Consider the following 25,882-nt stretch of genomic DNA (forward strand, 5'->3'; position numbering starts at 1 on the left):
GTCTGCCGGCAGCCCGCCGTGCTAGTTGCAGCATGCTCCTGACCAGACTATCTCCTACCGGGAAACAAAGGTTGAAAATATCAGACAATCGATACGTAGTCGGTCACTTTGTCCACCTATCGCAATCAACGATCTCCCCATTTATTTGCATGCAGCAAACGATGGCCGACCCCGCGCCACGATTTTTCCACGCGTCATTTTGATATTCGCTTGGGCGACTACACAATTCGCGCCAACTAAGATAATCTTATCTCGAATGGGCGCAGAAATATCTCCTTAAATCATCACTGAAACTAAGGTGATACTGTCATTTTCTACAGGCAAACCTGACGCATTTATGGCAAATCTCGACACCGAAAACTTCTTGATCCGGCGAATCGTCCCAAGCGACATCGGCGACTACTACGACATTCGATTCTCGGTCACTGAAAACCGCATCCATCCTCACCAGATACACCTGCTGCAGCGCGAAGTCGTCTTGGAGAACATCAACTCTTCAGGCGGGGCAATTTGCATCGATCGACGTTCAGGTGTTGCGGCAGGCGCAATGATGATTCTGATTACCTCGAAACCGATGATATCAGCGCTCTTCGTTCGCCCGGAATACCAGCGTCTGGGGATCGGCAAGGCATTGCTGGACCGCGCGATCGAAATGAGCCGTGCAGCTGGCGTGGACGTCCTTACGCTCGTCACGGATCCGGGCTCCCGAGCCGACACGTTCTATCAACGGCAGGGATGGACGCGGGGCGGTCTGGACGAGTACGGCACCCAGGTCATCTTCACCAAACGCATCTTGGACGGGCGCGATGACTAGGCGGCCGACTCTCGGGGCCGACCTTGCTAGCATGCGACCCGCGCCGCTTCACACGGCCATCATCGCGATCCGGCTTCTCCAAAAGCGCGGTGTCCCGGTCTCGGATCTCATTGCGGAGAGTGGCATCACGGAAAGCGACCTGAGCCGGCCGGACATGATCATTTCGCACGAGCAAGAGATGATCGTCTTCGCGAATGCGCAGCGGCTCACCGGGACGGACATCACCGGCGCGCTGATCGGCAAGGCAATACCGATCACGGCGTACGGCGTGCGCGGACACGCCATGCTCGTCGCCCCGACCCTCCGCGCGGCCATGAGCCTTGGTTTTTCGCACCCTCTGTTGGCAATCTCCTACTTCAAGATTTCGTTTCATGAGATTGGAAGCGACGCGGTCTTCCTGCTGGACGGCTATGCCTACCGTCAGGACCTCAGGGTATTTTCGTCTTTGATGTGCCTCGCCGCGGTGCAGCGGGAGATACTCGATTCCACCCGAGCTCCGGTGGAGTTCATCCGGGCTGAGTTCGACTTTCCACAACCGGACGATCACGAGGAATTGACGCGGATTCTGGGCTGCCCGATCGTGTTCAATGCCCAATCCACCTCGCTGTCGATTCCCAAGCATTACCTTGACACCGAGCTCCCCTTTCATCACGAGATCGAGTTCGAAATTGCCCGGGGGGAGTGTGCCAGGCAAGAGCCGATGATGGCGGCCTGGCAGCCGGAGCATATCGTTACCCGGGCGCTGCAAACGCTCCATCGTCTCGATGGGCGACTCGACGCTCACGGACTCGCTGCGGAGCTGGGCATGTCCCTGCGGTCAATGCAAAGGGAACTCAGCCACGCAGGCCTCAGCTTCCGAACGCTGCTCGACCAAGTGCGGCTCGCGCGCGCACTGGATCCGCTGTTTCAATCGGGGAAGTTTGGCCCGGAGGCTCACTCCAAGATGTTCGGCTACTCGACCAAGTTCGCGTTCGAGCGCGCTAAGGATCGGTGGACCGCGAAGAGCAAAAGCAAGATCAGTGGCTAGCCGCCTTTCGATCGGTTGTCCTCCCGATTTTTTACCGAGATTTCCTGCTCGGGGCAGTCCTCTTTGGCCTGACCTGACCCGCGGCCTCGACGACATCGCGCACTTTGTCTTCGGCATATGGCATCAGGCGTGCCCCCGCAGTCGCAACCCCAAGTCGACCCGCTCTCGGCCGGCGGCCACCCATTGCGGCTTGACGGCTGCATGCTTCCCGATCCCGCTGAACCTGCTCGACGCATTCGGCCGCTGTGCGCTCGCTGATACGGTGCGAGCAGACGAAAAAAAGCCCTTCGCAAAGGAAGGGCCAAGCCTTGCCTACCGCCACAGGGGCCTGCGGTGCTACCGGTAGGCCGGTCGCGACGCGGTCGTCGAACCGCGTCGCTCCGAGGGACAGAAGCGCACGGTGAGAGCGACGCGCAAATGTCACTACGACTGTCACTATACGATTTCCGCGCTCGTAGTGTCAAATCCGGCGCATGGAAGACACACACCGTTCGCAATACCGGCTCCCCTGGTCCCTCTATGAACAGCTGAAGGCCTCGGCTGAAGCACAACGCCGATCGATCAATGCAGAAATCGTCAACCGCCTGACGATCAGCATTGCGCAGAGCGAGCAATACGACCAGCAAGTGAGGGCCGCCAAGCAACGACACAAAGCCGGCGGGCACCCGGTCGCTGAGCCGGTGCCGTCGGTCGAACAGATCCTGGCCGTGCTACGCATCGCTTTCGGGCCAAACATGTTCAACGAAACCGAGTTGCTGTCTGCCGCCGCCCGCATAGAGGCGACGATGCAGAGGTAACAGCCCCTGCTCTCAAAACGAAAGCCCGCCGAAGCGGGCTTTTTCATTTCGCGAGACCGTAGGGCGCAATGGCGGGCTCGCCTAGGGTACATGAGCAGCGGCGCGCGCCGCGCTATACCGAGCGGCCGGCATATGCTTGGGTCTGGCCATCGGTCCCGCTACGCGCCGCTGATTCCGCTGCCTACAGGAAGTCCGGCTCAAGTCGATAAACACCATGGGTTACACGCACCAGCCCTCTCCGAATGCCTGTCCGCCGCAGTTCGAGTCGGCTCGGTCAGCGGACGGTCCGCTGGCTCGACCCAACCTATCGCATGGAGACCAGAATGCAGAAACCCGAAGACGCGCTTCGCCAGTCTCGCCCGTTGCGCAGCCCCGAGCAGATTGGCGCTGACACGACGCCCTCGTATTTGCCGATGCCGGCTCCCCTTGTTGCGCCCATTAAAGCGAAAATCCTCCTCGCCGCTGAGTGTTCGCGCAACGGAATCATCTATCGGCCCGTGGCCGAGGCGCAGGAATTCCGCCATGTGAATTGGCTGCTCAACCGCCGCGACTATCAGGTGGGATATTTCGACGTCCCGCTGACGTCGATTGTCTCGCTCGAGCACAAACAGATGGCACCCAACGCGTCCACCTGGCGCGAGTTGTTCGGTGGCCTGGTGTGCAGCGACTGGGACGGGCGCGCTTTGGCCTACTTTGAATCCGAGATTGGCGCAAAACCCTTCCCGGCGACGGGGGCGAACGGCGCGCTCGAACTGTACGCACGCGGTGGCGCCGTGCAATGCACAAACGGCCATCATCGCCTAATCGCTGCCGTGGTCTGGCTGGCATCTCGCTTCGGGGATACGGCGGAACTGCGCAAGGTGCGCGTCGGGTACACAACGGTACCCAGGCAGGTCCTGCAGCTAATTTCGACAGGGGTGCAGCAAGGCAAGCGCGTCGACATCGCGGAAATCGATGACGGCGCGCTTATTCGCGTGAGTACCGCACGCACCGCCGAGTTCTGGCGTAAGACCGGCGAGGACTTAGAGCCGCATCGGGTCCAGCGAGGGCTCGCAGAATGGTATCGGCGTCGCAAGAACCCGGCAGACGACGAAGAATTCGGGCTACGATGGTTTAACGTCCCGTCGTCCCTCATCGCCGCGGTAGCCGATGACGCCTGGCTGTGCGAGCAGTTGGCCCGGCCGCGCTACACCGATAAGCCCACCCACTGAAGAGCCGAAGGTCGGCTAGGCGCCGACCGAAGCTTGCGTGGCGTAGACCAAATTAAAATTGTCACCGTTTGCGAAGTAAAGATGTCACTTCGCTGCCTCGCGCCGGCGATGAAGGACGAAACCGTCGTGAAATCACGACGTTGCACGTCGCGAATTAAAGTTGTCACTGGCCGCGGCTTTGCGAAGCCCAGTGTCAACTCCCCGTAGTGCCGTTGCAGCGCTGACAGCCCCCGTCACGCGCTGGATCAAATCTGAGTTTGATCCTTCCAATGTAGCGTTAAGATAAGAAAACTTACCCTCCCAGCGGCAAGGAAAAAGTCCGTTGCCGATGGCCATAGCGCGGTCGGGCGAGGCACATTACGCCCCTGGGAAGACGGAGCCGCCGTTAAGCGACCCTAGGTCAGTTGGCTCTTCCAGTACTACCCGGAGCGCTTACCCCTCATCGGGCACAATCTGCAATCGGCCACCCTTCTCGATCACTTCGCGACGCATCGAGAACAGCCGGCCGCATCCCGCACACGACCAGTGTCCGCTCTCTGTTCGCTGCGCGCTGCCTGTCCGGCCGCAATACGGGCAAGGCGTCGTCTCGGTGGGCTCCACCCCCAGTCGAATCCGATCCGACAAGCTCCCGCCCGGCTCCAGTTGGTCTGCGAAGTCGACAAACATCTGGCGCCATTTGCGCGCCAGCGCGGGGCTGATCACGACAATGTCCGAGACCTGCATGAACGACAGGGGCAACGCCAGGTGTCGAATGAACAACCGCATGCGCTCGAGCGAGGTGGCCTTCGTGTTGAGGAACGGCGTGCCGCGGCGCCGAGTGAACTTCGTCCCGCAGTTCGCGCATTTGAAACGCGGAAAGGCGCCCGGCATATGTTCGTCGAAGCGCGTCGCGCGACTGCCGCAGTCTACGCAACTCGGCGCCTGGTGGCTCATCGAGTTCAGTTCGTCAAACTCGCTCGTCAGACGCCCCGTCAACGCGAGATCCTCGCGCGCGCCGATCTCCTCGAAGGCCAGCGGCATGGCAACGATTTCGGTCGGTCGCCCGCCGAGCCGAATCCGTCGCTCCCAAGTGCCGCTCGGATCGAGCCGTCGCAACCACGCGCGCCAGTCCCTCACACGCTGCCCGATATCAGACGGCAGGCTTCCCAGCCGTTCACCCGCCTCGACGCAGGAAAGCGGTTGCGAAAGCAGCGACACGAACAGATCGAGCTTCTTGAGATGCTTCTCGCCGAGTGGTGTGCCGGCGGTGCGGCCGAATACGCGATGGCACGCCTGGCACTCGAACATCGGCAGCCTGCCGCTCTGGCGCGTCCTAACTCCCTCGTTGGTAATGTGCGTACCACCGCAGCGCGGGCAACGCGGACGCGGTTCGTGGCTGGCCGACAGGACAGTCGCGATATGCGCGTTCAGGAACGCGGTCAGCTCCTTGTCTTCGCCCGTGTCGTCGGGATGGCGAAGTGTCGGGCGACTTGAACTCGCGCGCGTTCTCATCAGAACTGGGCCGTCAGTTGAAACCCGAGCGTCACGCGCGCGGTCGGGAAGCCGGCCGGCTTGTACACCGGCGTACCGGCGAACAGGTCGTAGCCGTAGGCGCCGAAGCGCGTCGCAACGCTGCCCTTGACGCCGATCACCGCTCCGGCCAGCTGGGTGCCAACCAGCACGATCGGCTGCGGGCCCCACACCCGACCATAGTCGAGGCCGGCGTAGGCCGCCAGCCCCGTCTGGCCGATCGGCGCCTGCAGCTCGTTGCGCCAGTAGAAGCCGCGTGCCGCGGCGAGCATCGTCTCTCCATCAAAGCCGCGCACGGTGTAGCGGCTGCCGATCGTCAGGTCATCGATGTAGTACAGCGTGTTGCCGGTGTACTGGCCGTGAAACGTCGTGACGTATCGAAATGGCTGCTGCGCGATCACGAACGGCACCGATAGGTTCGCGTCGAGCACCGCCATCTTGTAGCGGTTGGTCGGGCCGCCGTCGGCCGCCAGGCTGTCGTCATGCGCGCCGAATGCGCCGATCCCCTGCCGGTAGGCGAGCGTCCCGTCGAACTGCGCGTTGCCGAAGTAGTGCCGATCGGTCAGGCCGAACTCGATGAACGTGTTGTTGCGGCGCTGTTGCGGGATTTCGGTGTCTTCGATGAAGCTCTGGCCGAACCGGCGCGACAGCCGGATCTGCGCGCCAAACACGTCGTTCTGGCTGCGCGACAGCACACGGTTCAGCTTGAAATCGACGGTCTTCGAGTTGCCGCTGGCGACGAACGTCTGGTTCACGCCGGCGATCTGCTGGTAGTACGTGTTCGTGTACGCCGAGAGCGTCGCGGTCCAGTAGCCCCACGGAATCGAATAGAAGCCGTTCCAGCCGTGCGAGCCGAGCCGCTTGTCGCCGAATTCGAGATCTTGGCTCACGCCAATGTTGAAGATGTCGTTCAGGCCCAGGGGGTTGTCGATGCCGAGCGACAGGTTGCCCTGCAGCCGGCCGGTCGCACGCGTGCCCGAGTTGTCGATCGACGTGACCACAGTCCAGGGCTTGCCGCGCTTAACGTCGAGCACGACGTCGCTCTCGCCCGGCACGTCGGCCGGCACGATCTGCATCGATACGTCCTGGCTCGACACGCGCTTCATCTGCTCAAGGCCCTGCTCGAGGTCGCGCAGGTTCAGCAGCTCGCCGTCGCGCGTCGGGAAGGCTGTTTTCCAGGTGCCGCGTAGTGTTTCGTCGGCAAGGCGCACGTGGCGGATCACACCAGGGATCAAGGATAATTTCAGAATGCCGGTCGACAGATCCTGCTCCGGCAGCAGCACGCGCGTGCTGACGTAGCCGCGAGCGAGAATAGCCTGCTGCAACCCCTTGACGAGCACGTCGAGGCCCTGTTTACCGATACACTGGGCGGTGTAGCGGTCAAGCCATTCGCGCGCGAATGCGAACCGATCCATCGGCAATGCCGATGCGCCATGCGCTTTCACGGACGCGGGCAGCGCGTCGGGCACGTCGAGTGAGAAACGGTCGATGCGAAAGCACGGCATTTCCGACGGCAACGTCGGATACTCGGCGCTCGCGGTCACCCCCGGACGCACCCCGGGTGCAGAAACCGTCCGCTCACGCTCACGCGCCTCCTCCTGTTGTCTAGTTTGCTGGTCGTTACCTGGAACAATCAGGCGCGGACCTTCCTGCGCTGACACACCAGTCGCGATAAGCAGCAGTGCTGTCGCTACAGACTTCCCCCGACAAATCGTTTTCATGTGTTTTTTCTAGGTATGCGATCGCGTACTACGGCTGGGGAGTGCGATCTATCAATGATTCACTTCCGATCGTTTGCATCCAGGCATCAGCACGGTCCGCGCCGCTTGAGTTACATAATAGTCGCGCAATTTCCGATTGAGTTGGATATTCATTATGATCGAGGATCATTTTTTTCTCACAAAAGCCATCGTTGCGAAAACACAAAAAACAATCCCCAGCAGTACGCCATTCACCAAAACGAATCTGGTGTCTTTGCTCGCCCACGAGAAAATATCGCCATAAAAATAGACCATAAAAATCATTACAAATGCTTTTATGGAAGCAAAGCACAGAAGCGACAGCAAGAAGGAGGCCAAGTATAAGACAATCAATCTAAGCATTTTCTATTTCCCAAGGCGAGATTTGGCATCGTTTATCTCTTTTGTTCCTGCCTCGCCACCAGCGGCACCACCAATGCCGGCACCGATTGCAGGAACATTGTTCGGATTGAACAGATTCTGTCCCGATGATCCCGCCCAAACTCCGGTCCCGGACCAACCGAAGCTACCCATCCCTGACTTCGCCAACGCAGAAATTAGGTTTTGCATGGCGAGTCCCGTCCCATAGCCGATAGTCGCCGCGCCCGCGTTCACCGCTGCACCGGTTGCAACGCTGTCGTGTTTCCCAAAAATCGCATTGTTAGTGATAGTATCAAGAGCGCCTGTCACTGCGTTTATTACGACATTCCCAAAAAATTTGGTGTAAGTCCCAGCTCCGCCAGCTATTGCAGCATACCCGACATCGACTGGATTGACAGTGCCATTCTGAATGTACTGTGAAGTCGCGTTTACACCACCAGATAGAACACCAATACCAACAGGCGACGCCCACGAGCTGGCCCCCAAAGCCCCGGTGGAACCAAAAATTGGCGCTCCAGGGATAGCGGCTAATCCGGCAGCAATCTCTGGCGCCAGTCCAGCAGTTACCAGCCCGCCGGCAATGACTAGTCCGGCCTTTGGATTGGCCACCGCACCCGGTAACGCCCTCTGCTCCGGCGTCAGTGAGCCGTCCTTGTTCCCAGACAAGAACGGACTGTTGTACTCTGCCGACGTCGCGCGGAATAGCCCACCACTGTTCTGACTAATATACGCCACCGCAGTTGCGTCGCCCCCTGGCCCCTTGCTTGCCGCCGAGTCCACTAAACGATAGCCGTTCGCGAGCAGCATATTCTGTGCTTGCTCCGCGGTAAGTGCCTTCCCGGTCTTGTCTTCATAAAACTTCGCGAAGTCCTTCGCCTTGTCCTGCGCCCACTGTCTTTCGTCAGGATGGAGTTGCCGGTTGAACCGGTCCACGTTGTACCCAGAGAACGCACCCGACTCACCACCCACCGCCGCACCAGCTCCCGTTGCCAGCGCGTTCGCCACGATGTTGCCCAGCGCCTGATTCATGTTGGCATTGCCAGTCGGGTCGCTCCCCGCGATCGCGTTGCTCAGCTCGTTCAACTTGCCCGATGCAATCGACGCGATCGCCGCGCCGGCAGCACCGCCGACTGCATTCCCACCCGCCAATCCCGTTACCAGCGCCGCCCCAGCGCCTTGCATCAGCGCGCGATTCGCGCCACCTTCCTTCCATGCATTGACGCCAGCCTGGTCACCATTGGCGGCCGCGTCTTTCATCATCTTGTCCGCGTAGTCTCCGATCCGGCGCGACACCGCTTCGCCAGCCGCGCTGGCCGCGGCCATCATGTCCGCCTGATTGGCCAGCAGGTTCTGCATGTCGGGTAGCTTGGCAACCGTTCCGTTCGTGTTCGTCGTATCGCGGTTCAGGCTCGCCACATCCTGCTTCTGGTTTGCCGAATCCGTGATCGTGACCGTGCCGGCGCTGACACCACTCTTCGTTATAGCGCTGTCGCTGCTGCTATCGTTCTGGCCCAGCATGGGCGCCGCACCGCCGGCATTCTTGCCCGACGCACTGCCATGCGTGCTGTAGTTCATCCCGCCATCGCCAGTTGTCGCACCCGCGCTGAAGCCGCTTGAGCTCGCGTCGTAGTGCGATTGGTTCTGGATGTCCGAGAAGGTGAGCGACCCCGTCGTCAGGGAATTCTTCGACGCCTCCGCGTCGCTGGCGATCAGGCCACCTTTCAGGTCGGTATTGCCGGTGACATTGATGTTAAAGCCACCATCGCCCGCGCGGATCCCGGCTTGCTCGTTGACGCCCGCGTAATTGCCCGATGCGTTGCCCTTGCTCTGGCTGAAGTTTGCGCTGGCGCCGCCCTGACTGACACTGAAGCCGCCACCCGTACTCGACTGATGCGCCGCGCTCGACAACGTGTCCTGCACGCTGGCAACGTTCAGATTCCCGCCCACCTCGGCGTTCACCTGGTTGCCCGTCACGTTCGACCCGATGATGTTCGTGTCGCCACCCGAAATCATCGTCACGCTGTTTGCAGCATTCACATGGCTGTTGTTCTGCGTGGCCAGATCGCTGTTGCCATCGCCGTTGGCCTTCGACATCGCCGCCGACACGCCGAAGCCCCCTGTGCCGACCGATACCCCTACGCTCGCGCTCTTCGACTCGTTCGTGCTGCGCGTCGAGTCGGTGTCCGTCGTATTGTGAATATTGATCTGATTCTTCGCCGCCAGTATCACATCGTTCGCGTTAACGTTCGAACCGGCGATCGTCACATTCCCGCTGCTGGGCTGGCCATTGCCCGTCGCCGCAAACGCCGCGGTACCGCCCGCGGTAACGCTGGAGCCGCGATTCGTCACGCTGTCCTCGGTGAACGCGCTCTGACTATGGCTGCTGCCAAGGCTGACTTCGACCTTGAACTGGGGTGTCTGGCCTGCGCCCAGCGTATTGACCAGATCGCCCGCGGCCATATTCGCATCCCACGCCGCACTGGCCGCCGCCATTCCGTGCAGTGCTGCCGCGCGCCCATCCTGGCTACTGCCAGCCGCACGCGATTGATCCACGGCATTCGATACGGCATCGATCACCGGGGCCTTCAGCGCCAGCGTCAGGCCGCTCTTCGACACGTCCTGCGTCTCACCGTGGTGACGCGTGTCCTGCGCGACGTCGATCGTGACGTTCGCGCCCGTGCCGCTCAGATTCTGCGCCGCGATCAGGTCGCTGCCGGTCACATGCAGGTCGTTCCCCGCCGTGATGCTCAGGTTGCCGTTCAGCGAACCGATCGTGCTGCCGTTGTTCGACACCTCGTTCGCCTGGCTGGTCGTTTTCAGCGAACTGCTGCCAACTGACACCGACAGGCCACCGCCCGACATCAGGCCCGACTCCTTCTTTTGATAATACTCCGACGACTGCAAGGTATCTTGCGAAGTAGTCACCGTCACGTTGCGCGCGGCAGTGAGGGCAACGTCATTCGTTCCGACGATAGTACTACCCTGAACATTGACGTCCTTTCCAGAGACGACATTCACGCCGTCCGCGGAAACCAGACTGCCATGATTCAACGTCATCGTCTGGTCAATCCCGCTCGCCACCTTCGAACCGCTCACGACGTTGCTGTGGCTGTGCGTTTCGTGCGAGTTCAGCTCATGCGTTTCGGTCGCCGCGCTGATATTCACGTCGCCGGCGGCCAGCAGGTTCGCGTTGCCCTTGTCCAGGCTGATCGCGCTGCCGGAGAGCGTGATGTCCTTAGCCGACACGATATTCACCGTGTCGCCGCCCTTGAGCGTCGTCCCCGTCAGTGCCTGATCCGCCGTATGCAGCGTCTCCGCGTAACTGCCGTGGCTGTCGCTTCCCGAGCTGTTGCTGTTCACGGTCGAGGTCGCGCTTGCCGCGCCGAGCGTCACGTTGCCCTTGGCCACGATCGTCCCGCCCTGGCCGAGGTCGATCTGTGCACCCTTGGCCGTCAAATCGCCACCCACACCGATACTCGACTGCCCACCGACCGTCACCGAGCTGCCGGTCACCTGGTTGATGTCGGTATTCGACACGCCATTGGCCCGCTGCACGATCTTGTGCTCGCCGGTCTGCACCGCACCGAGACCCCAGTTGCCGCCGACATTCATGCCGAGATTGCCGCCCACCGACAGGTTGCCCGCATTCTGCTGGACATTGCCGCCCGTCACGATCGACGCATTGCCCGCGACATCCAGTTTCGCGGTCGGCCCAAGCGTCGTCACCACGCTCGTCGCGCCATCACGGCTCACGCGTGTGCTGGTGTTCGTCGCCGTGTCGAGAATCAGGTCCTTACCCGCGTCCAACTGCAGGCTGCCGGCCTTCACATTGGCCGAGGTCAGGTCGATGTTGTTCTCGGTGTTGAGCGACATCAGCCCACCGCTTTGCAGCGTGCCGAACGCGTTGTCGATCTGCTTGCCCTGGATCGCCAGCGTGTTGTCCGCCTGGATCGTGCCGCTGTTCGTGAACGACTGCGCGTTCTGGAAGTCAATGTTCGTCGCGCTGATCAGTGGGCCATTGACGTTCTGCTGGCTCGCTTTCGCGAGATACACGACCGGCACCAGCACCGACTGGCCATCGACCACGCGCGTCTCCATCATGACCACGTTGTTGGTCAGCTTCGCGACCTGGTCGGCCGACAGGCTTGCGCCGATGGGCAGATCGAGCGACTTCGACAGATCCGCACCGGCTGCCATCAGCGACTGATACATCGTGTCCAGGTCGGCATACGGCCCCAATACCGCCTTGCCCGTCAGCGCCGTGACTTCGTTGCGCACGAGCTGCTGCTCGTAGAAGCCGTCGCCCAGGCGCTTCGGGATGTGCGTGAGGTCCACGCCGATCTGACTGAAGAAGTAGTCGCTCGAGATGAAATTCTTCTGATTCGTGAAGGCCGGGTTCGTCTCGATCACGTAGCTCGCATTCGGTGCCGTCGTCGGTTTGAACAAACCCCCTTGCGGAATGGTGAGATTATTCAGGACGTTCAGCGCCGTGGCACTGGCGATGATCGGATCGACCGGCGCCGGCGAGCCGCCGTGCACGGACGTGGTACCCGATGTCGCGCCACTCGCGTTACCGCTCAGGCCGATCGGGGTGAGTCCCGGCACCGATTGCCCTGGCAGCAAGCCCAGCGGAGGCGTCGAGGCGTTGCCGGCCGTGTTGTTGACGCTCACGCCCGTACCCGAAATCGTGCCGTTCGCGCTCAGCGTCGAGTCGTAGCTCGGCAGCTTGTAGTCCCGGATATCAGCCGGTGCCGCCTGCGTGTACCCGCCCGGGCGACCGCCAACGAACGGCGCATTGCCGAATGGCAACTGCCAATCATGTTCGGTATTGTCGTAGTTGTTGTAGTGATACTGCCCCGAGTAGGAGACCGTCACGCCCGGCAGTGCCTGGCCGGATGCCGCCCAACCGTCCGCGTCGTAGCGCGCCGGCATCTGGATGTCGCCGACCGCCGCGATGTGGCTCCAATAGTTCTGCAGCGTGCCGACCGAAGACGCGTCGATGTTCCCACCCGACACGATCTGGCCAGCCGCACTGAGGCCGGTTACAGTGGTCGCCGTTGCACTGTCGGCATAGTAGGTCGTGAACTGATACGTGCTGTTCCACTGCCCGCCGTGGGGCGGCTCGGTGTAGACGCCGCCGATGCTGTCCGGATCCTTCACACCGATCTGGCCCGTGCGGCCGCTGACCGGAATGCCGAACTGCCCGAGCAGCGAGGGATCGATGGAACTCGTCGAGGTCGTCATGAGCCGGCGCGTGTTCGTGATCGTGTCGGCGTGCAATGCCATATTGCCGCCGGACTGGATCAGCGCCGACGCGTTGTTCACCCGCGCGGCGTTCGTGTAATTGCCGCTCGCATCCTTGCCGCCCGCCAGCACGACCTTGCCCATGCCGAAGATGGCGGTCGTGGCCATCGTATCGGCCGAGCTCGTGTCGTCGCGGTTCTCGATGTCGCGCGCGAGGAGCTCGAGCGTGCCGTTGCTGTCTGAGCCGCCAATTAGCGCGGCCGGGCCGAGATTCGCGATCGTGTTGGTTGCGCTCAACGACGCGCTGGCGCCCACGAGTGCGCCGGTATTGGTGAGATTGGCGGATTGCGTGTGCAGCAGGCCGCCCGCCGTCAAGGCGCCCGCATTCACGATATTGCCCGCGTCGACGCTCAGGTTGTTGACCGACTGCAGGTTCGCGTTGTTCGTGAAGGTGCCGGGCAGCGTGAAGGCAAGGTCATGGCCGACATTGAACTGGGTGTCGGCTGCCGCCGTATAGTCGCCCTGCAGGTTCACGTTCGCGTCATGCGTCGCGCTGTAGGTACCGCCGCCTTGCAGCGTGGCCGCCGCGACCGACAAGTCGTGCGTCGAGCTGATCTGGCCATTCGTGTTCGAAATTGCGCCGCTCGTCGTGACGTCCACATCGCCGTTCGAATTCGTGACGTTGCCAATGGCGCCGCCGCTGTTGTCGAGGGTGTTGCCTTGCACATGCAGCGCCGCGCCGCTGAGCTGGCCGCCTTGGGTGTTGCTGATCGACGCGGCACTGACCGTCACGTTGCCGTTGCCGGTAATCGCGCCCATGCCCGCTACGCCGCCGGTGTGGCTGTTCGCGATCTGGCTGCCGCCTTGCACGGTCATCTTGCCGGTGCCAAGGTCGACAATGGCGCCGTCCGCGTTGTCGATCGACGCCGATTGAATATCGAGCGTGCTGGTGTCGGCCGCACTCGACTGCCCCGCCTGGATGTGGCCGCCTTGGTTCGACAGGACGCCACCGTTCTTCAACGACAGCGACGCATCTGATTGCAGCAAACCCTGTGCGTTGTTGACGCCGCCCGCAATGGTGGCGTTGATGCCGCGCTGCGCCGCCAGGATGCCGCTCGCGTTATTCCAGCTGCCGGCGTTGACGATCGCTTGCCCCTTCGTCACGATGGTGCCCGACGCGTTGTTCAGCGCATTAGATCCATTGCCCGGTGCGATCGTCAGCGTGCCGGTACCGGCATGTGTAATGGTGCCGCCCGAATTGTTCAACTCGGCTGGCGTGAGCGTCAGGTCCATACTGTTGGTCTGAATCACGCCGGCGGCCGAGTTATCGAGCGTGCCGCTGACGTTCATGCCCATTGCCGACGAACCGTACTGCGTGATCGTGCCGCCGTGGTTCGTGAGATTCGCCGCCGTCAGCGCGAGCTGATTGGCCTCGAGCTTGCCGACGCTGTTGTCCAGCGTCGAGTCGGTCGTAACCGACAGAGTCGGCGCAACGATCGAGCCGCTCTGATTCGTCATCGAACCCGTGTGGATTGTCGCGCTCGTGCCCGCGCCGATCTGGCCGCCGTCGTTCGTCAGCGTGCCGCTGGCGGTCCTGAGGTCCGTGTTCGACAACAGCTTGCCGTTCGCATTGGTCAGCACGCCGGCAACGGTTGCCGTCAAACCCGTTTGCGCGTTGATGGATCCCGACGTATTGTCCAGTGAGCCAGTTTGCGCGGCGATGCGCCCGTTGCTCGCGATCGAGCCGCCCACGTTCGATACCGAGCCGGATTGACTGCCAAGCGTCAGCGTGCCGGTGCCGGCATGAGTGATGGTGCCGCCGTCGTTCTTCAGTACCGCCGGCGCGAGCGTCAGATCGGTGCTGTTGGTCTGCAACGTGCCGCCGCTGGCGTTGTCGAGCGTGCCCGACACGTTGACGCCCATTGCGCCGGCGCCGGTCTGCGTGATCGTGCCGCCATGGTTCAGCAGGTCGGTGGCATTCAACGAGACCTGATCGGCCTGCACGGTGCCGGCGCTGTTGTCGAGCGTCGTTGCGCTGAGTGTCGCCGTTTGACCAGCAATCGAACCGCCGTCGTTGGTCAGACGTGCGCCGGCCTCGACCGCAACGGTCTGGGCGGCCTGCAGGGTGCCGCTGCCGTTGTCGACCGACTGGCCCGAGACACGGAGATTCGTATTGGACGTGATCGTCCCGTGATTCACAACGCTGCCGCCTTGCACGGTGACAGCGCCGTTGCCGCCCATGACGCCGCCTTGTCCACCGTTCGCCGTCGTACCGGCTGCATTGGTCAGTTGACCACGCGTTGTGATCGACAGGCCGTCGGCGTTGAGTGACGTGATCCGACCTGCGGAATTGTCCAGCGATGCGCCCGCCACCGTCATGCCGGCTGCGCTCTGGAGGGTGCCCTGGTTGTTCGCGATGGCACCGGCCTGCACGTCCGCCGTGCTCTCGGACACCATTTCGCCGGACTGGTTGGCGACCTGGCCGGCCACGTTGACCGCCAGCGGGCCTTGTGACGACACCTGGCCGCCCTGGTTCGAGAGGCCGCCGCCGGAAAGCGTGGTGCCGCCGCCGCTCGACAGGCTGCCGTGATCGTTGATCACGGTATCCGACGCGTTCGCCGCGACGGCGCCCTGGGCGCTCGTCACCGCGTTGGCGAGATTCACGTCGCCGGCCGTCGCGTTCAGCGACAGATTGCCGTTCGCCGCGGTCTGGCTGCCGGCGAGACTCACGTTGTCGCCGCTCAGCGACGCGTTACCGCCCGCGACGTTCTGGCCGGTGGCGCTCAGTTGACCCGAGGCCGTCAAATTCAGATCGCCGCCGCGTCCGACCGTGCCGTCATTGTTCACGCCCGCGCCGAGCGTGCCGGTCGAATCGACGCTGCCCGCGTGCACGGTCGTATTCTGCTGCGCGGCGAGCGTCCCGGTGTTCGTCACGTCGGCGGTCGTATTCACCGACGCCGACTGCTGGGCGTAGGTCGTGCCGTTGTTCTGGACGCCACCCGCGGCCGACAGCGCGAGGTTACCGCTCGCCGTGGTCTTGCCCGTCAACACGAGCCGCCCGTTCGACTGCAGCGTCAAGTCACCGGCCTGCGCAGCGATCGTCCCGGCGTTCGCCACGCCCACCCCGTTCTCGTTCGAGGCGAGGAAGATCCGGTTGCTATACATGCCGCCCAACTGGCTCACGTCGATCGCGACCGCCGGGGCGGGACCGTCGCCGGCAATCGATGTCGCGGCCAGCGTGTCGTGGTTGACCTGGTTCGCGCCGGCCACCACGTTGAGGTTCTTCGCGTAGACGGCCGCGTTCACCTGAACCGCCCGGGCGATGAGGTCCACCTGGTCGATATTGGCCGCGTTCAGGCCGGCGCCGGCCACCGTCACGAGTCCCCGGTTGACGGTGTAGCCAGCGAGCGAGCCATCGGCACCATAGAATGGCACGCCGGTGGTCAAGGTCGCGCGGCTCGTATTCACGAAACTTCCACCGTCCACGAGGATGCCTGATGGATTCGCCAGCACCAACTCGGCGCGAGCGCCGGCAATCTCCAAAGCACCCCGAATTTGGGAGGGGTTAGGGCTGTTGACCTGGTTGACGATGATGCGCGCGGCCTGGCCGGGGCCGTAATTCGGGTTGCCATTGATCCAGCCGGCCTGCTGCGTCTGGACCATCGTGGCCGAGTTGTTCAGAATCGCGCCAGCTTTTTGGACGTCGAACTGGTTGTAGGTGTTGACCGAGACGCCGGCGCCCGACGGCGCGGCCACGTTGACTTGAGGCAAGCCGTTCGGCGTCTGGATCACGTGCGTGCTGGTGCCCGGCGTCGGCACGATCTGCGCATCGGACAGGGTAGGCAGCATGCCGAGCGCGGCGACACCGGCCACCACGGCACGAACGCCGGACGTTGACGCGCGTCGCCGTGCGCGTGCCTCACCCGTTGCCGATTTCCCCTCGGCAGTTGCCGTCTCCGCAACGGCCACCACCATTCCCCGAAGCCTGGAGTACACCAGGCGATGCGCGTTTTTATTCATTCTCGTCGACGCGGCCTGCGTCCATTCGTTGTTTATCGGGTACGAGCTTACCGATATCCCGACAAATAACTGTCAACCATTGCTAAACCGTTAATGGAAAACGACAAAACAGAATTTCGAAAGCAAAGGAAAAAACGGCCATCCCATCGGGCGACCGAAGAATGCTCTGGCACGTCGGGAAACCCGGCCGCCGACCGATCGGAGACGAACCCTATCCCAAATGCCGGTCGTAGTACCGCCGCGTGAAGGCAATGCGATGTTTCGCCCGCATCGGCCGGGCGCGATCGGGCGACCATCCGTCGCCGCCGTAGCTGCAGCCGCAGAACGCGCAGCGATGCGGGGACTCCAACAACAACACGTTCACCTTATAAGGCGCCTCATATCCGCAGCGTCGGCACGCCGTTTCCAATGGACGATAGTGCGCCGGGCAGTGATGGAACATTAGCATCTGATGCAGCACGCTGTGATAACCACGCGAGATACAGTTTCGGCAGTACCGGAACAGCGGACTATATCGGCGCCGCTGACTGGGATGCAGGAGTGCGATCTCGAGCGGCGCGATCGGAATGCCGAGCGTGCGACGCAAGCGTGCAAGGTCGACCAGGCCTAACTGGGGCGTGACGCCCTCGTTGGGATCGATGTCCGGTCCCATCAACCGCGCCACGACGAGGCCCGGGAGGGCGTTCACCGTTTCGAACTTCCACAGGATCGATACGAGCGATTCGCACGGATCCAACCACCGCTTGTCAAAAATATAGCCCAGCGACGGTGTTAGGCGCTGCTCGTCGAGCGTCAGAATCGGGAAGTTGTACGATCCGGCGCCCGCTGACCGATCATACGGTGGCGAGTACGCGGCCGGTTGCATGACGCGACTGGACGTAACCAGAATGGTGCACGGCGTGGGCCCACAATGCCGCATCGGGACAGTAGCCAGGCGCGTCGTTGAGCTCGCTGTCTTTGAGCACGATCTCGGCGGCCCGCACAAACGACTCCATCGGGATTTCGAGCCGGCCGGGCAAGCTCGCGCGATGATGCGCATCCTCGAACGCTTGCCACATCACGGCTGCGTCGTCGGCGAGCCGATAACCCGCGTCGAACGCCCGGGGCAAGTAGAAGCGCGTGAAATTCCACTCGCTGCCTTCGGGATACGCGGTACGATCGTAGCCGTTTAGGCTCGTGGCGACGTCGTCCACATTGCGGACTCCGTAGAAGGCCAACTCCTCGACCATCAGCCACGCGACAATCTGCGTCTTGCCGGCGATTTGCATCGCGGTTTTCTGCGCAAGAATTTCCTGCTGGCCGACCAGAAACGTAAAAAGCTTGATCTGCTGCCGGTCGAGTGCGTCGTGCACGTCGCGTAACCACTCGTATTCGTTGTCGTTGTAGCGCTGCGCTTCGTCGCAGAATAGCAGCACCGTGCCGCTACCGGCTCGAGCCGCCGCCTCGCGGATGCGTAGCGTCAGGCGCATGCGCTTGGTCGAGTTGGTGCCGGCATTGGGTGCGTGGTCGCCGACGGCTTCCAGCAGGTTCACAAAGAACGGTCCTTCGGCGTGAGAGGGCTTGTGCTCACACTGCGCGTGGTAAATCGTCAACTTCGGCATATTCCGGGCCAGCAGGAGCCGTATATATTCGATGGCGCGGGTCTTGCCGAGGCGGGGAAGGCCGTAGATGAGCGCGCCCATGATCCGGTAGCGTAGGCATTTCATGACGAGCTCGTAGAGCGCTTCGATCGCCGGTGTCGCGATCCGATAATTGCCGGTCGCCAGTGGATGGAGCGAAGGATCGATGGGACGTGGAATCTCGATGGACATGATGTCCTCCTCATGGAAGTAGTCGATCAGCCTACCTGGCCGGTACCGATCGCGAGCTTGCGCGGGACTGTACGCGCGCGGGGCGTTTGTTGCGGCGCCGTCCGCGGCGCGACAGGTGATGCGGACGCCGGCGCAGTGGGCGAGCCTGATCCTGGCACAGGCCCTGGTGGCGTACGGACGATCGGTGCGGCGGCCAGGATGCGAACCGCCTGCGTCAAATCGGACGCCGCCCGGCGGTTTTTCCCCGCCCGTTCGAATTTGCCGCGCACGTACGTCTCGATCGCGTTGGAATCGAGCGGTGCACGGAAACGCTTCCGGCTCTGGAGTTTGCGGATTTCCTGCCGCAACGTCAGGTTGTGCGGCACGACGCCCCACGCCCCCTGGGCATCGAGCACGCCCAATTCGGCGCCGTCCAGCAGGAACGCACGCACGCTTCGCAGATCGTCGGCGTTCAGGTAGACGAGCAACTGCTTGCCGATCAACCCGGTGCTGCAGGCCAGAACCGGATTCGTGTATCGGACGCCGTGAAGATTGATATGCGGACGGGCCCCTTGATTGAGATAAGCGCGCACGCGGCAGCGTTTCGCCGACTGCATCAGGCAAAGCGTGCGACGCCGGACCTCCGGCAACCAGTTCACGAGCGTGTGCTTGCCGCGAATGAAGTATCCCATCGCCTCGAGTGGCGTGACGTTATTCAATCCCGTATGCGGGGTGCCGTTGTAACTGGCGATCGCGTGTTCGACCAACTCCTCCAGTTCGTCAAAGGACACGAACAGGCGCAGGTTGCTCTTCGGGTCCGACAACGCGCGCCGCAGGTCACGCGGATGGCTGCCGGTGTAGCCCGGCAAGCGCGACGACAGTCGACTTGCGATCGTGCCAAAAAAGCGCTCGATGTAAGGGCGCTCGTCCGGGCTGTGCTTCGGGCCCGCCGCGACCTCGCAGCCCACAAATTCGCACAGAGCCGCCAGCGTCTCGATGGCAAGATTCGCCTTCGCGTTATCGAGTTTGATGGTCTCCCATGTCACGTAGGCCAGTTCCGGCAAACGCTCGGATGGGTAGCCATCCATGGGACCGTAGCCGAGATCGGGGATCGTGAAGTCCCGGGGCCGATGCGGCTCGAGCGCCGCCTCGACGGTCTTGATGACGTCGTAGCGGCTATACTCTCGCGCCAGCACGAGTCGATACCCGAGCGCCGCGCGCGTACACACATCGAGGATGACGAGTAACCAGACGCGCTCGATCTCGAATTCATGCGTGAAGCCGAGCGGGTCGTGCATCACGACCTTGAGCCGGATATCGAGCCGGTGGCCGTCGAACTCAACGAGTTGAAACGGACGCGTCGCGGCCGGAACCGCGAAGTTATCGTCCCGCGGTAGGCCTTTCAGGTGAGTCGCGCCGGCGGCCCGCGCGGCAGTACCGAAGCTACGCAGCAATTCCGCCTTCACGCGGGCCGAGAGCGATCGGATCGCGTGGCTGGCCGTATTGAACGGATAGTCCGCAGCCACCAGACCGCACTGGCGACATTGCTGCAGAAAGCCCGCGTGTAGCCCCCGCAGGCCGCGCAATCGCGTGCGCAGCTCACCTCCGGTCCGAATCTCCAGCAGCGCTACGCGATGTTGCTTGATCTGCAACTGCAACCACGCCGCGAGTGTTGGGAAACGCTCGAGCAGTTGCGAAAGCGCGCCAACGGCGCCGCGGCTGCCGCGCTCGCCGCTCACGCTGACAGGACTGATGCGGACGTAATCGACCACGCGCGTGTATGCGAGAAGCGCACGAAAACCGTAGATGCGTCCGTCTGGATGGGCGGCCAGCGCACGTTCGAGCAGGCGGTAGAGTTGGCGACGGTCGATACCCGTAGTCTGTTCGATTTCCTTGATCGTCGCGCCGCACGCGTACAGCTCGATCGACTTCGCACGCGCCTGGATGGCGTCGCGCGCGGCGGCGTCGAACTCGGTCCACGCGATGGTCGGCCACGTCGTTGGGTCCAGCGCCTGGAATTCCGGTTTGCGTCGCGGCATCATGACGCTCCAGTCGCCGTGAAGCGAGTCAACAGCGACAGCGGTTCGGTACGCAGGTCGATCGCGCTGATGCGTCCTGCGTGCAGAAGTCCAAACACGGCCGCGCGGACCAGTGCCGGATCGCCGAGCGCAAACTCCCGCTCGATCTCGAGCAGCGTGTGCGCTATCGTCACGAAAGTCTCGACGGCGCGCTGGAGTGAAGATGGGACGAGGCCGCGTGTCGCGACCAGACAGGGCAACATGTGCCGCCAGTTGTCGATCCAGACGTGCGCAGCCGCCAGGTCGGTTGACCTCACCGAACGGATGGGGACTGCGCCTGGTTCTCTACCTTGCGGCGATGCGTACGGAGTGTCTGGGAAGGAGTCAGACAGGAGAACGAACTCTTGGCGGCTGTCGTACTCAACCCAGAAATCGACGAGCCGGCGCGCTTCGCCAACCTGCACGTAGCCGGGACGCTCACAAAATGTCCGGACGGCGGGATCCGTCTCGATGAGCAACCATAGTTCGGGCGCGCCGCGTTGGAACAGCGTCAGTCGACGATCGAGTTTGAGGCTGAAGGCGTCCAGCCGAGGCGAGCCGCGCGGGCGCGGCGTCGTCACCGGCCGCATCGCGTGCCGGGAATCGTCCATAAGATCAAAGCCTTACGATCGGGCTTCGAAGTCTACGACGCGAATTGACAAAGTTAATCCGGACATATGCGAATTGACGACATTATTTTGGCGAGCAGTCAATAAAATCGTCAACTCAGGTGCTGGACGTCTTTCTCGGCGTGGATTCTGGAGTGACAGATTTAATTTGCTCTACGTGCGCCGGACGGTTGACGAAAGAGGGTGATGCGCTTGGCGGCGCCGTCGATGACTGCCTCCAAGCGAACGGCGCGGGCGTTGTCGTCCGGACGCGCCCAGCGATGCAGCACGCGAATCGGCGCGTCGGCCGCGCAGCCAAGCCAATGCGCGGCCGTCGCGCGCAACCGATTAGCCGGTTGACGGATGCCTGCCAGGCGGTGAGCCTCGGGGGGTGCGGGGGGGAACGCCCGCGCGTGTGTGGGTGATTCGGTCGGGGGTGGTTGCGCTCACGGTTTCGTCCTTTTGTGTCGGGTTGTGGATCTGCCATTGGGAGCCGCCTCGACGCGGGTTCAGCGCGCGCCGGCACGGGCGCAAGGGCGCGCCCGCAGGCCGCATGCGGAGCGCAGGCGAAGCCGAGCACCGAACGGGCGAGGACGTGGGCGAAGCGCAGCGCAGCCTTTACCCTTGTGCCCGTGCCGGCGTGCGCTATGCGTCGAAAAGGGGCGGCTCCCGATGGCAGATCCACGCGCTTAACCCGGCGCAAAAGGATGGAGCGCAACCACACGCTTTCCCCGGCCGAAGCACCCACACCGCGCGGGGCGCATCTGACCCGCGCGCCCTCGGCCGGCATAGCCGGCCGCTGGACCGGCAGTTCGCCCGCGCGCAGCGGGCGCGTATCCCACGAGCACGCGATTGAACGTGGTCCACAGGTCATCGCCGGCGTCCTCGCTGCGGCGTGCGCGCAGTACCTGGCTCTCCGTGATCGGCGCGGCCGCTTCGCTCTCTACATGGCGGCCGTCGTCGCTAAACGCTATAACTGGACCGGCCCCCGCTAAAACCGGACACGGGGTAACGCTTAAATTATGAGGTAGTCTTCTGCCTATGTTTAAGCCCAACCACAACGTAGAACCGGTCGAAGTTCTGACCCAGCCGGAGCAACGCCGCCGGCGTTCTGTCGAGGAGAAGCTCGCGATAGTGCGCGAGACGTTCGAGCCCGGCGCGACGGTTTCCGTTGTTGCTCGTCGCCATCAGGTGAATGCCAACCAAGTCTTCGCGTAGCGCAAGCTCTATCAGGATGGAAGCCTGTCGGCCGTCAGTGCTGGCGAACAGGTGGTGCCGGCATCGGACCTTGCCGAAGCGATGAAGCAGATTCGCGAGCTTCAGCGGCTGTTGGGCAAAAAAACGATGGAAGTGGAAATTCTCCGTGAAGCCGTGGAGTACGGTCGAGCAAAAAAATTGATTGCGCGCTCACCATTGCTGACGGGGGACGACCGTTGAAGACGGTCTGTGAAGTCCTGGGGGTGTCGCGCGCGAATCTCGCGGTCAAGTCGAAGCGTCCTGCCGAGTGGGTCGACCGGCGCAAGACGCCAGTTCTGGATGATATGCCGCTCGTCACCGAACTGCGAGAGCTGGTTGCCGACCTGCCCACGTACGGCTACCGGCACGCATGGGCGCTGCTGAGGCGAAGCCGGGACGCGCTGGGCCAACCTCGCGTCAATGCAAAGCGGGTGTACCGCGTCATGCGTCGCCACGGGCTGCTGCTCGAACGCCGAGCTCGTCACGTCCCCTCGACGCGTCGGCACGATGGCAAGGTCGCGGTGGACAGAAGCAACGTGCGCTGGTGCTCGGACGGTTTCGAATTCCGCTGCGACGACGGTGCCCCTTTGCGCGTCGTCTTCGCACTGGACTGCTGTGACCGGGAAGCCATGAGTTGGGCTGCGACCACGGGCGGCTACACCGGCGACATGGTGCGCGGCGTGATGCTTCAGGCGGTCGAAAACCGTTTTGCCGGTGCGTCGAAGGCTGACAGCGAAATCGAGTGGCTGAGCGACAACGGTTCCTGCTACATTGCCGACGAGACGCTAACGTTCTCGCGGGAAATCGGCCTGAAGCCGGTCACGACACCCGTCAGAAGTCCGCAGAGCAATGGGATGGCCGAGAGCTTCGTCAAAACGATGAAGCGTGATTACGTTTCGTGGATGCCCAAGCCCGACGCCCGAACGGCGCTGCAGAACCTGGCCATTGCGTTCGACCACTACAACGAGTCGCATCCGCACAGCGCCTTGAAATACCGCTCGCCGCGCGAGTTTCGCCAGCGAGCAAATTCTCCAACCTAAGCGTGACCGCGTGTCCGGTTATGCAGGGGCAAGTCCAATAACCCTCACATCAAGGCATTGTGTGAACGCTTGGCAGCGCGTGGCAAATCCACCATGTCTATACTCGGCGCTGCAATGCGTAAGCTTGTGCATCTGTGTTTCGGCGTTCTGAAGACACGACAGCCTTATCGGGCGAACTACGTCGCAATCGCTTGACGGGCAAGACGGTATCTCCTCAAAATCCGGGGCGGTTCAGACCTGGTAACCTGGGCGGATGGAAAAACGCAAACCTTACCCTAGCGACGTGTCTGATGAAGAATGGAGTTTCGCAGCACCGTACCTGACGCTGATGAGCAACGACGCCCCCCAACGCCGATACGAATTGCGCGAGATGTTCAACGCACTGCGCTGGATGGCGCGAGCCGGTGCCTCGTGGCGTATGCTGCCGACCAACTTCCCGCCGTGGGAGCTGGTCTATCAGCAGACGCAACGCTGGATTCGTGCAGGCTGCTTTGAAGCGATGGTGAGCGACCTGCGCTCGGTAATACGCGTGGCACAAGGACGAAGTGGGCAGCCGAGCGCGGTCATTCTTGACGGCCGCACATTGCAGTCGACTTGCGGGAGTGGCCCGCGTGCGGGCTATGACGGCTATAAACGCAAGCGCGGCAGCAAGGTGCATATGGCAGTGGACACGCTGGGCCAGCTGCTCGCGGTTCACGTCACGCCAGCCAATGAACAGGAGCGCGCGCAAGTGAGCGAGCTCGCGCGGCAGGTGCAGCACGCCACGGGACAGACAGTGAGAATCGCGTTTGCTGACCAAGGCTACACCGGTGCGGAGCCAGCGGAGGCCGCGCGCGACGAAGGCATCGAGCTTCAGGTGGTCAAGTTGCCAGAGGCGAAAAAGGGTTTTGTGCTGTTGCCCCGACGCTGGGTGGTTGAGCGCAGCTTTGGCTGGCTTAATCGCTTCCGGCGCTTGACCAGAGACTACGAGCGTTTGCCTGAAACGCTGGCCGGACTCCACTTTATTGTCTTCGCTATGCTTATGCTTGTTCATTTCGCAAACCTTAGCAATAGTTGCTAACACTCTCTAATGAGATTTAACAAACTTGACCTCAATCAGCTTGTATTGCTGGATGCTCTTTTGGTAGAGCGCAGTGTTGTCCGTGCTGCTCAACGTGTTTTCTTAAGTCAACCCGCAGCGAGTAACGGTCTGGCCCGACTCCGTGAATTTTTCGCAGATGATCTGCTTGTTCAGGTTGGCAAGACAATGGTGCTCACGCCGTTAGCGGAGACCCTCACCGAGCCCGTTAGCGATGTACTGCTGAGAATCCTGGCTATCACTCGGGTGAGGCCTACATTTGATGCATCGACCTCAACAAGAAAAATAAGGATCGTAGCGTCGGATTACGTGATCGAGGTTCTCCTCTCAGACGTTGTTCGAAAGATATGGCAATCAGCGCCAAAGATCCAGCTTGAGCTATCAGTCATAACTGAAAATTCGCGAGAAAAGCTGGAGAATGGAGAGGTCGAAATCTTGATCGCACCGGAATTCTTCAACGCTGCAGGTCACCCATCTGAGCCGCTTTTTGAAGATACATTCTCCTGCCTGGTTTGGGAGGGGAATGGTGATGTGAAGAAGAAATTGACTGCCGATCAGTATCTCGCGCTCGGTCACGTCGCAGTGCAGTGGGGAGTAAATAGAGTTCAAACAATCGATGAGACTTTTCTTCTTGAACGCGGCATGCATCGCCGGCGCGAAGTTGTCGCCCCCAGTTTTACACTCCTTCCGCGGCTTCTCGTAGGAACGAACAGAATTGCGACATTACATACGCGTCTCGCTCATGTGATCGCGTCGGGATATGGACTGCGCGTTTTACAATGCCCCATCAGTCTCCCCACGGTGAAAGAGACGATTCAATGGCACAAATATCAACAACATGATCCAGCCATTTCGTGGTTCAAAGACCAGACAGTTTCGCTCGCAAAGCAGCTACTGAAATAGCGTTCAAAATAATTCCTGTGAACGCCCCGACCTTAGAATCGTTCGTTCTCAAGAGCCCATCGAATCGTCAGCGGCGTGCTGCAGAACAACGCGTATGGTGAAGGCAAGACGGTTTATGAAACCGATGGGTAAAGGCACGGAGCTTCCGGAAGAAACGGGCAGGGTTTCGTCGCCCATGTATGCCCCTGGACCCGGACGTGAAACAACCCGCAATGGCCAGTAGCAGGAACAGACGTCCCCGCGTGAGTGACCGCCCCGCGGGGCGTTGTTGACTCCACTTCAAGGTGACTCGGGACACGCGTCAATCGCTACGCTGCCCGCACACGTCGCGCATGCCCTCGGCTCGCACGCGTGTACTACCGACGCAAAACTCAATCACACTCGGGACTACCGGCTGAGCATGCCTTGCCTTACGGCTGACGGGACAA

At 61.9% G+C, this 25,882-nt stretch carries 14 protein-coding genes and 2 pseudogenes; 9 read left to right on the forward strand and 7 right to left on the reverse strand.

Annotated elements, in window-relative coordinates; all coding sequences use genetic code 11:
- The first annotated feature begins 337 nt into the window (after positions 1–337).
- From BM43_RS01020 to BM43_RS01035, 4 genes are all read left to right on the forward strand, one after another.
- Positions 338–814 (forward strand): GNAT family N-acetyltransferase, encoded by a 477-nt coding sequence (locus tag BM43_RS01020; RefSeq protein ID WP_042284296.1) that lies wholly within the window; start codon positions 338–340, stop codon positions 812–814.
- A gap of 31 nt (positions 815–845) precedes the next feature.
- Entirely contained in the window at positions 846–1,841 is a 996-nt protein-coding gene (locus BM43_RS01025; RefSeq protein ID WP_230676315.1) for an AraC family transcriptional regulator ligand-binding domain-containing protein, read from the forward strand.
- Between the two features lie 473 nt (positions 1,842–2,314).
- Positions 2,315–2,638 (forward strand): Arc family DNA-binding protein, encoded by a 324-nt coding sequence (locus tag BM43_RS38140; protein WP_080742000.1) that lies wholly within the window; start codon positions 2,315–2,317, stop codon positions 2,636–2,638.
- Positions 2,639–2,961: 323 nt separating this feature from the next.
- Entirely contained in the window at positions 2,962–3,849 is an 888-nt protein-coding gene (locus BM43_RS01035; protein ID WP_036052800.1) for a hypothetical protein, read from the forward strand.
- Positions 3,850–4,281: 432 nt separating this feature from the next.
- On the opposite strand, the gene BM43_RS01040 is transcribed toward BM43_RS01035, so the two are convergent.
- The 7 genes from BM43_RS01040 to BM43_RS01070 form a co-directional block, all read right to left on the reverse strand.
- Positions 4,282–5,340 (reverse strand): DUF746 domain-containing protein, encoded by a 1,059-nt coding sequence (locus BM43_RS01040; RefSeq protein ID WP_080741999.1) that lies wholly within the window; start codon positions 5,338–5,340, stop codon positions 4,282–4,284.
- Positions 5,340–7,079, reverse strand: a complete 1,740-nt coding sequence (locus BM43_RS01045) for a ShlB/FhaC/HecB family hemolysin secretion/activation protein (protein WP_036052799.1) — start codon at positions 7,077–7,079, stop codon at positions 5,340–5,342. Before BM43_RS01045 ends, BM43_RS01040 begins: the two co-directional genes overlap by 1 nt.
- 384 nt (positions 7,080–7,463) lie before the next feature.
- On the reverse strand, positions 7,464–16,742 hold the full coding sequence (locus BM43_RS01055; RefSeq protein ID WP_155296510.1) for a hemagglutinin repeat-containing protein: 9,279 nt from the start codon (positions 16,740–16,742) through the stop codon (positions 7,464–7,466).
- Between the two features lie 211 nt (positions 16,743–16,953).
- Positions 16,954–17,607, reverse strand: coding sequence for a hypothetical protein (locus tag BM43_RS38145; RefSeq protein WP_230676314.1), 654 nt, complete (start codon positions 17,605–17,607; stop codon positions 16,954–16,956).
- Entirely contained in the window at positions 17,576–18,553 is a 978-nt protein-coding gene (locus BM43_RS01060) for an ATP-binding protein (protein WP_036052794.1), read from the reverse strand. Before BM43_RS01060 ends, BM43_RS38145 begins: the two co-directional genes overlap by 32 nt.
- A gap of 26 nt (positions 18,554–18,579) precedes the next feature.
- Entirely contained in the window at positions 18,580–20,571 is a 1,992-nt protein-coding gene (locus tag BM43_RS01065; RefSeq protein WP_036052791.1) for an integrase core domain-containing protein, read from the reverse strand.
- Positions 20,571–21,200: a hypothetical protein gene (locus tag BM43_RS01070; RefSeq protein ID WP_036052788.1), complete on the reverse strand. Its 630-nt coding sequence runs from the start codon at positions 21,198–21,200 to the stop codon at positions 20,571–20,573. Before BM43_RS01070 ends, BM43_RS01065 begins: the two co-directional genes overlap by 1 nt.
- A gap of 704 nt (positions 21,201–21,904) precedes the next feature.
- Here BM43_RS01070 and BM43_RS41215 point away from each other — a divergent pair.
- The 5 genes and pseudogenes from BM43_RS41215 to BM43_RS38160 all read left to right on the forward strand — a co-directional run bounded on the left by BM43_RS41215 (position 21,905) and on the right by BM43_RS38160 (position 25,454).
- Positions 21,905–22,192 (forward strand): hypothetical protein, encoded by a 288-nt coding sequence (locus tag BM43_RS41215; RefSeq protein WP_155296509.1) that lies wholly within the window; start codon positions 21,905–21,907, stop codon positions 22,190–22,192.
- Between the two features lie 46 nt (positions 22,193–22,238).
- Positions 22,239–23,473, forward strand: a pseudogene (locus tag BM43_RS01075) (IS3 family transposase).
- 27 nt (positions 23,474–23,500) lie between these two features.
- Positions 23,501–23,668: pseudogene (locus BM43_RS42095) on the forward strand (IS110 family transposase); the annotation flags it as partial.
- Positions 23,669–23,726: 58 nt separating this feature from the next.
- Positions 23,727–24,533 carry an IS5 family transposase gene (locus tag BM43_RS01080; RefSeq protein WP_036052779.1) on the forward strand — a complete coding sequence of 269 codons (807 nt, stop codon included), beginning with the start codon at positions 23,727–23,729 and terminating at the stop codon, positions 24,531–24,533.
- Between the two features lie 9 nt (positions 24,534–24,542).
- Positions 24,543–25,454 carry a LysR family transcriptional regulator gene (locus BM43_RS38160; RefSeq protein ID WP_080741998.1) on the forward strand — a complete coding sequence of 304 codons (912 nt, stop codon included), beginning with the start codon at positions 24,543–24,545 and terminating at the stop codon, positions 25,452–25,454.
- Positions 25,455–25,882: the final 428 nt, after the last annotated feature.

The sequence above is a fragment of the Burkholderia gladioli genome (genome assembly GCF_000959725.1).
Classification (GTDB): Bacteria; Pseudomonadota; Gammaproteobacteria; order Burkholderiales; family Burkholderiaceae; genus Burkholderia; species Burkholderia gladioli.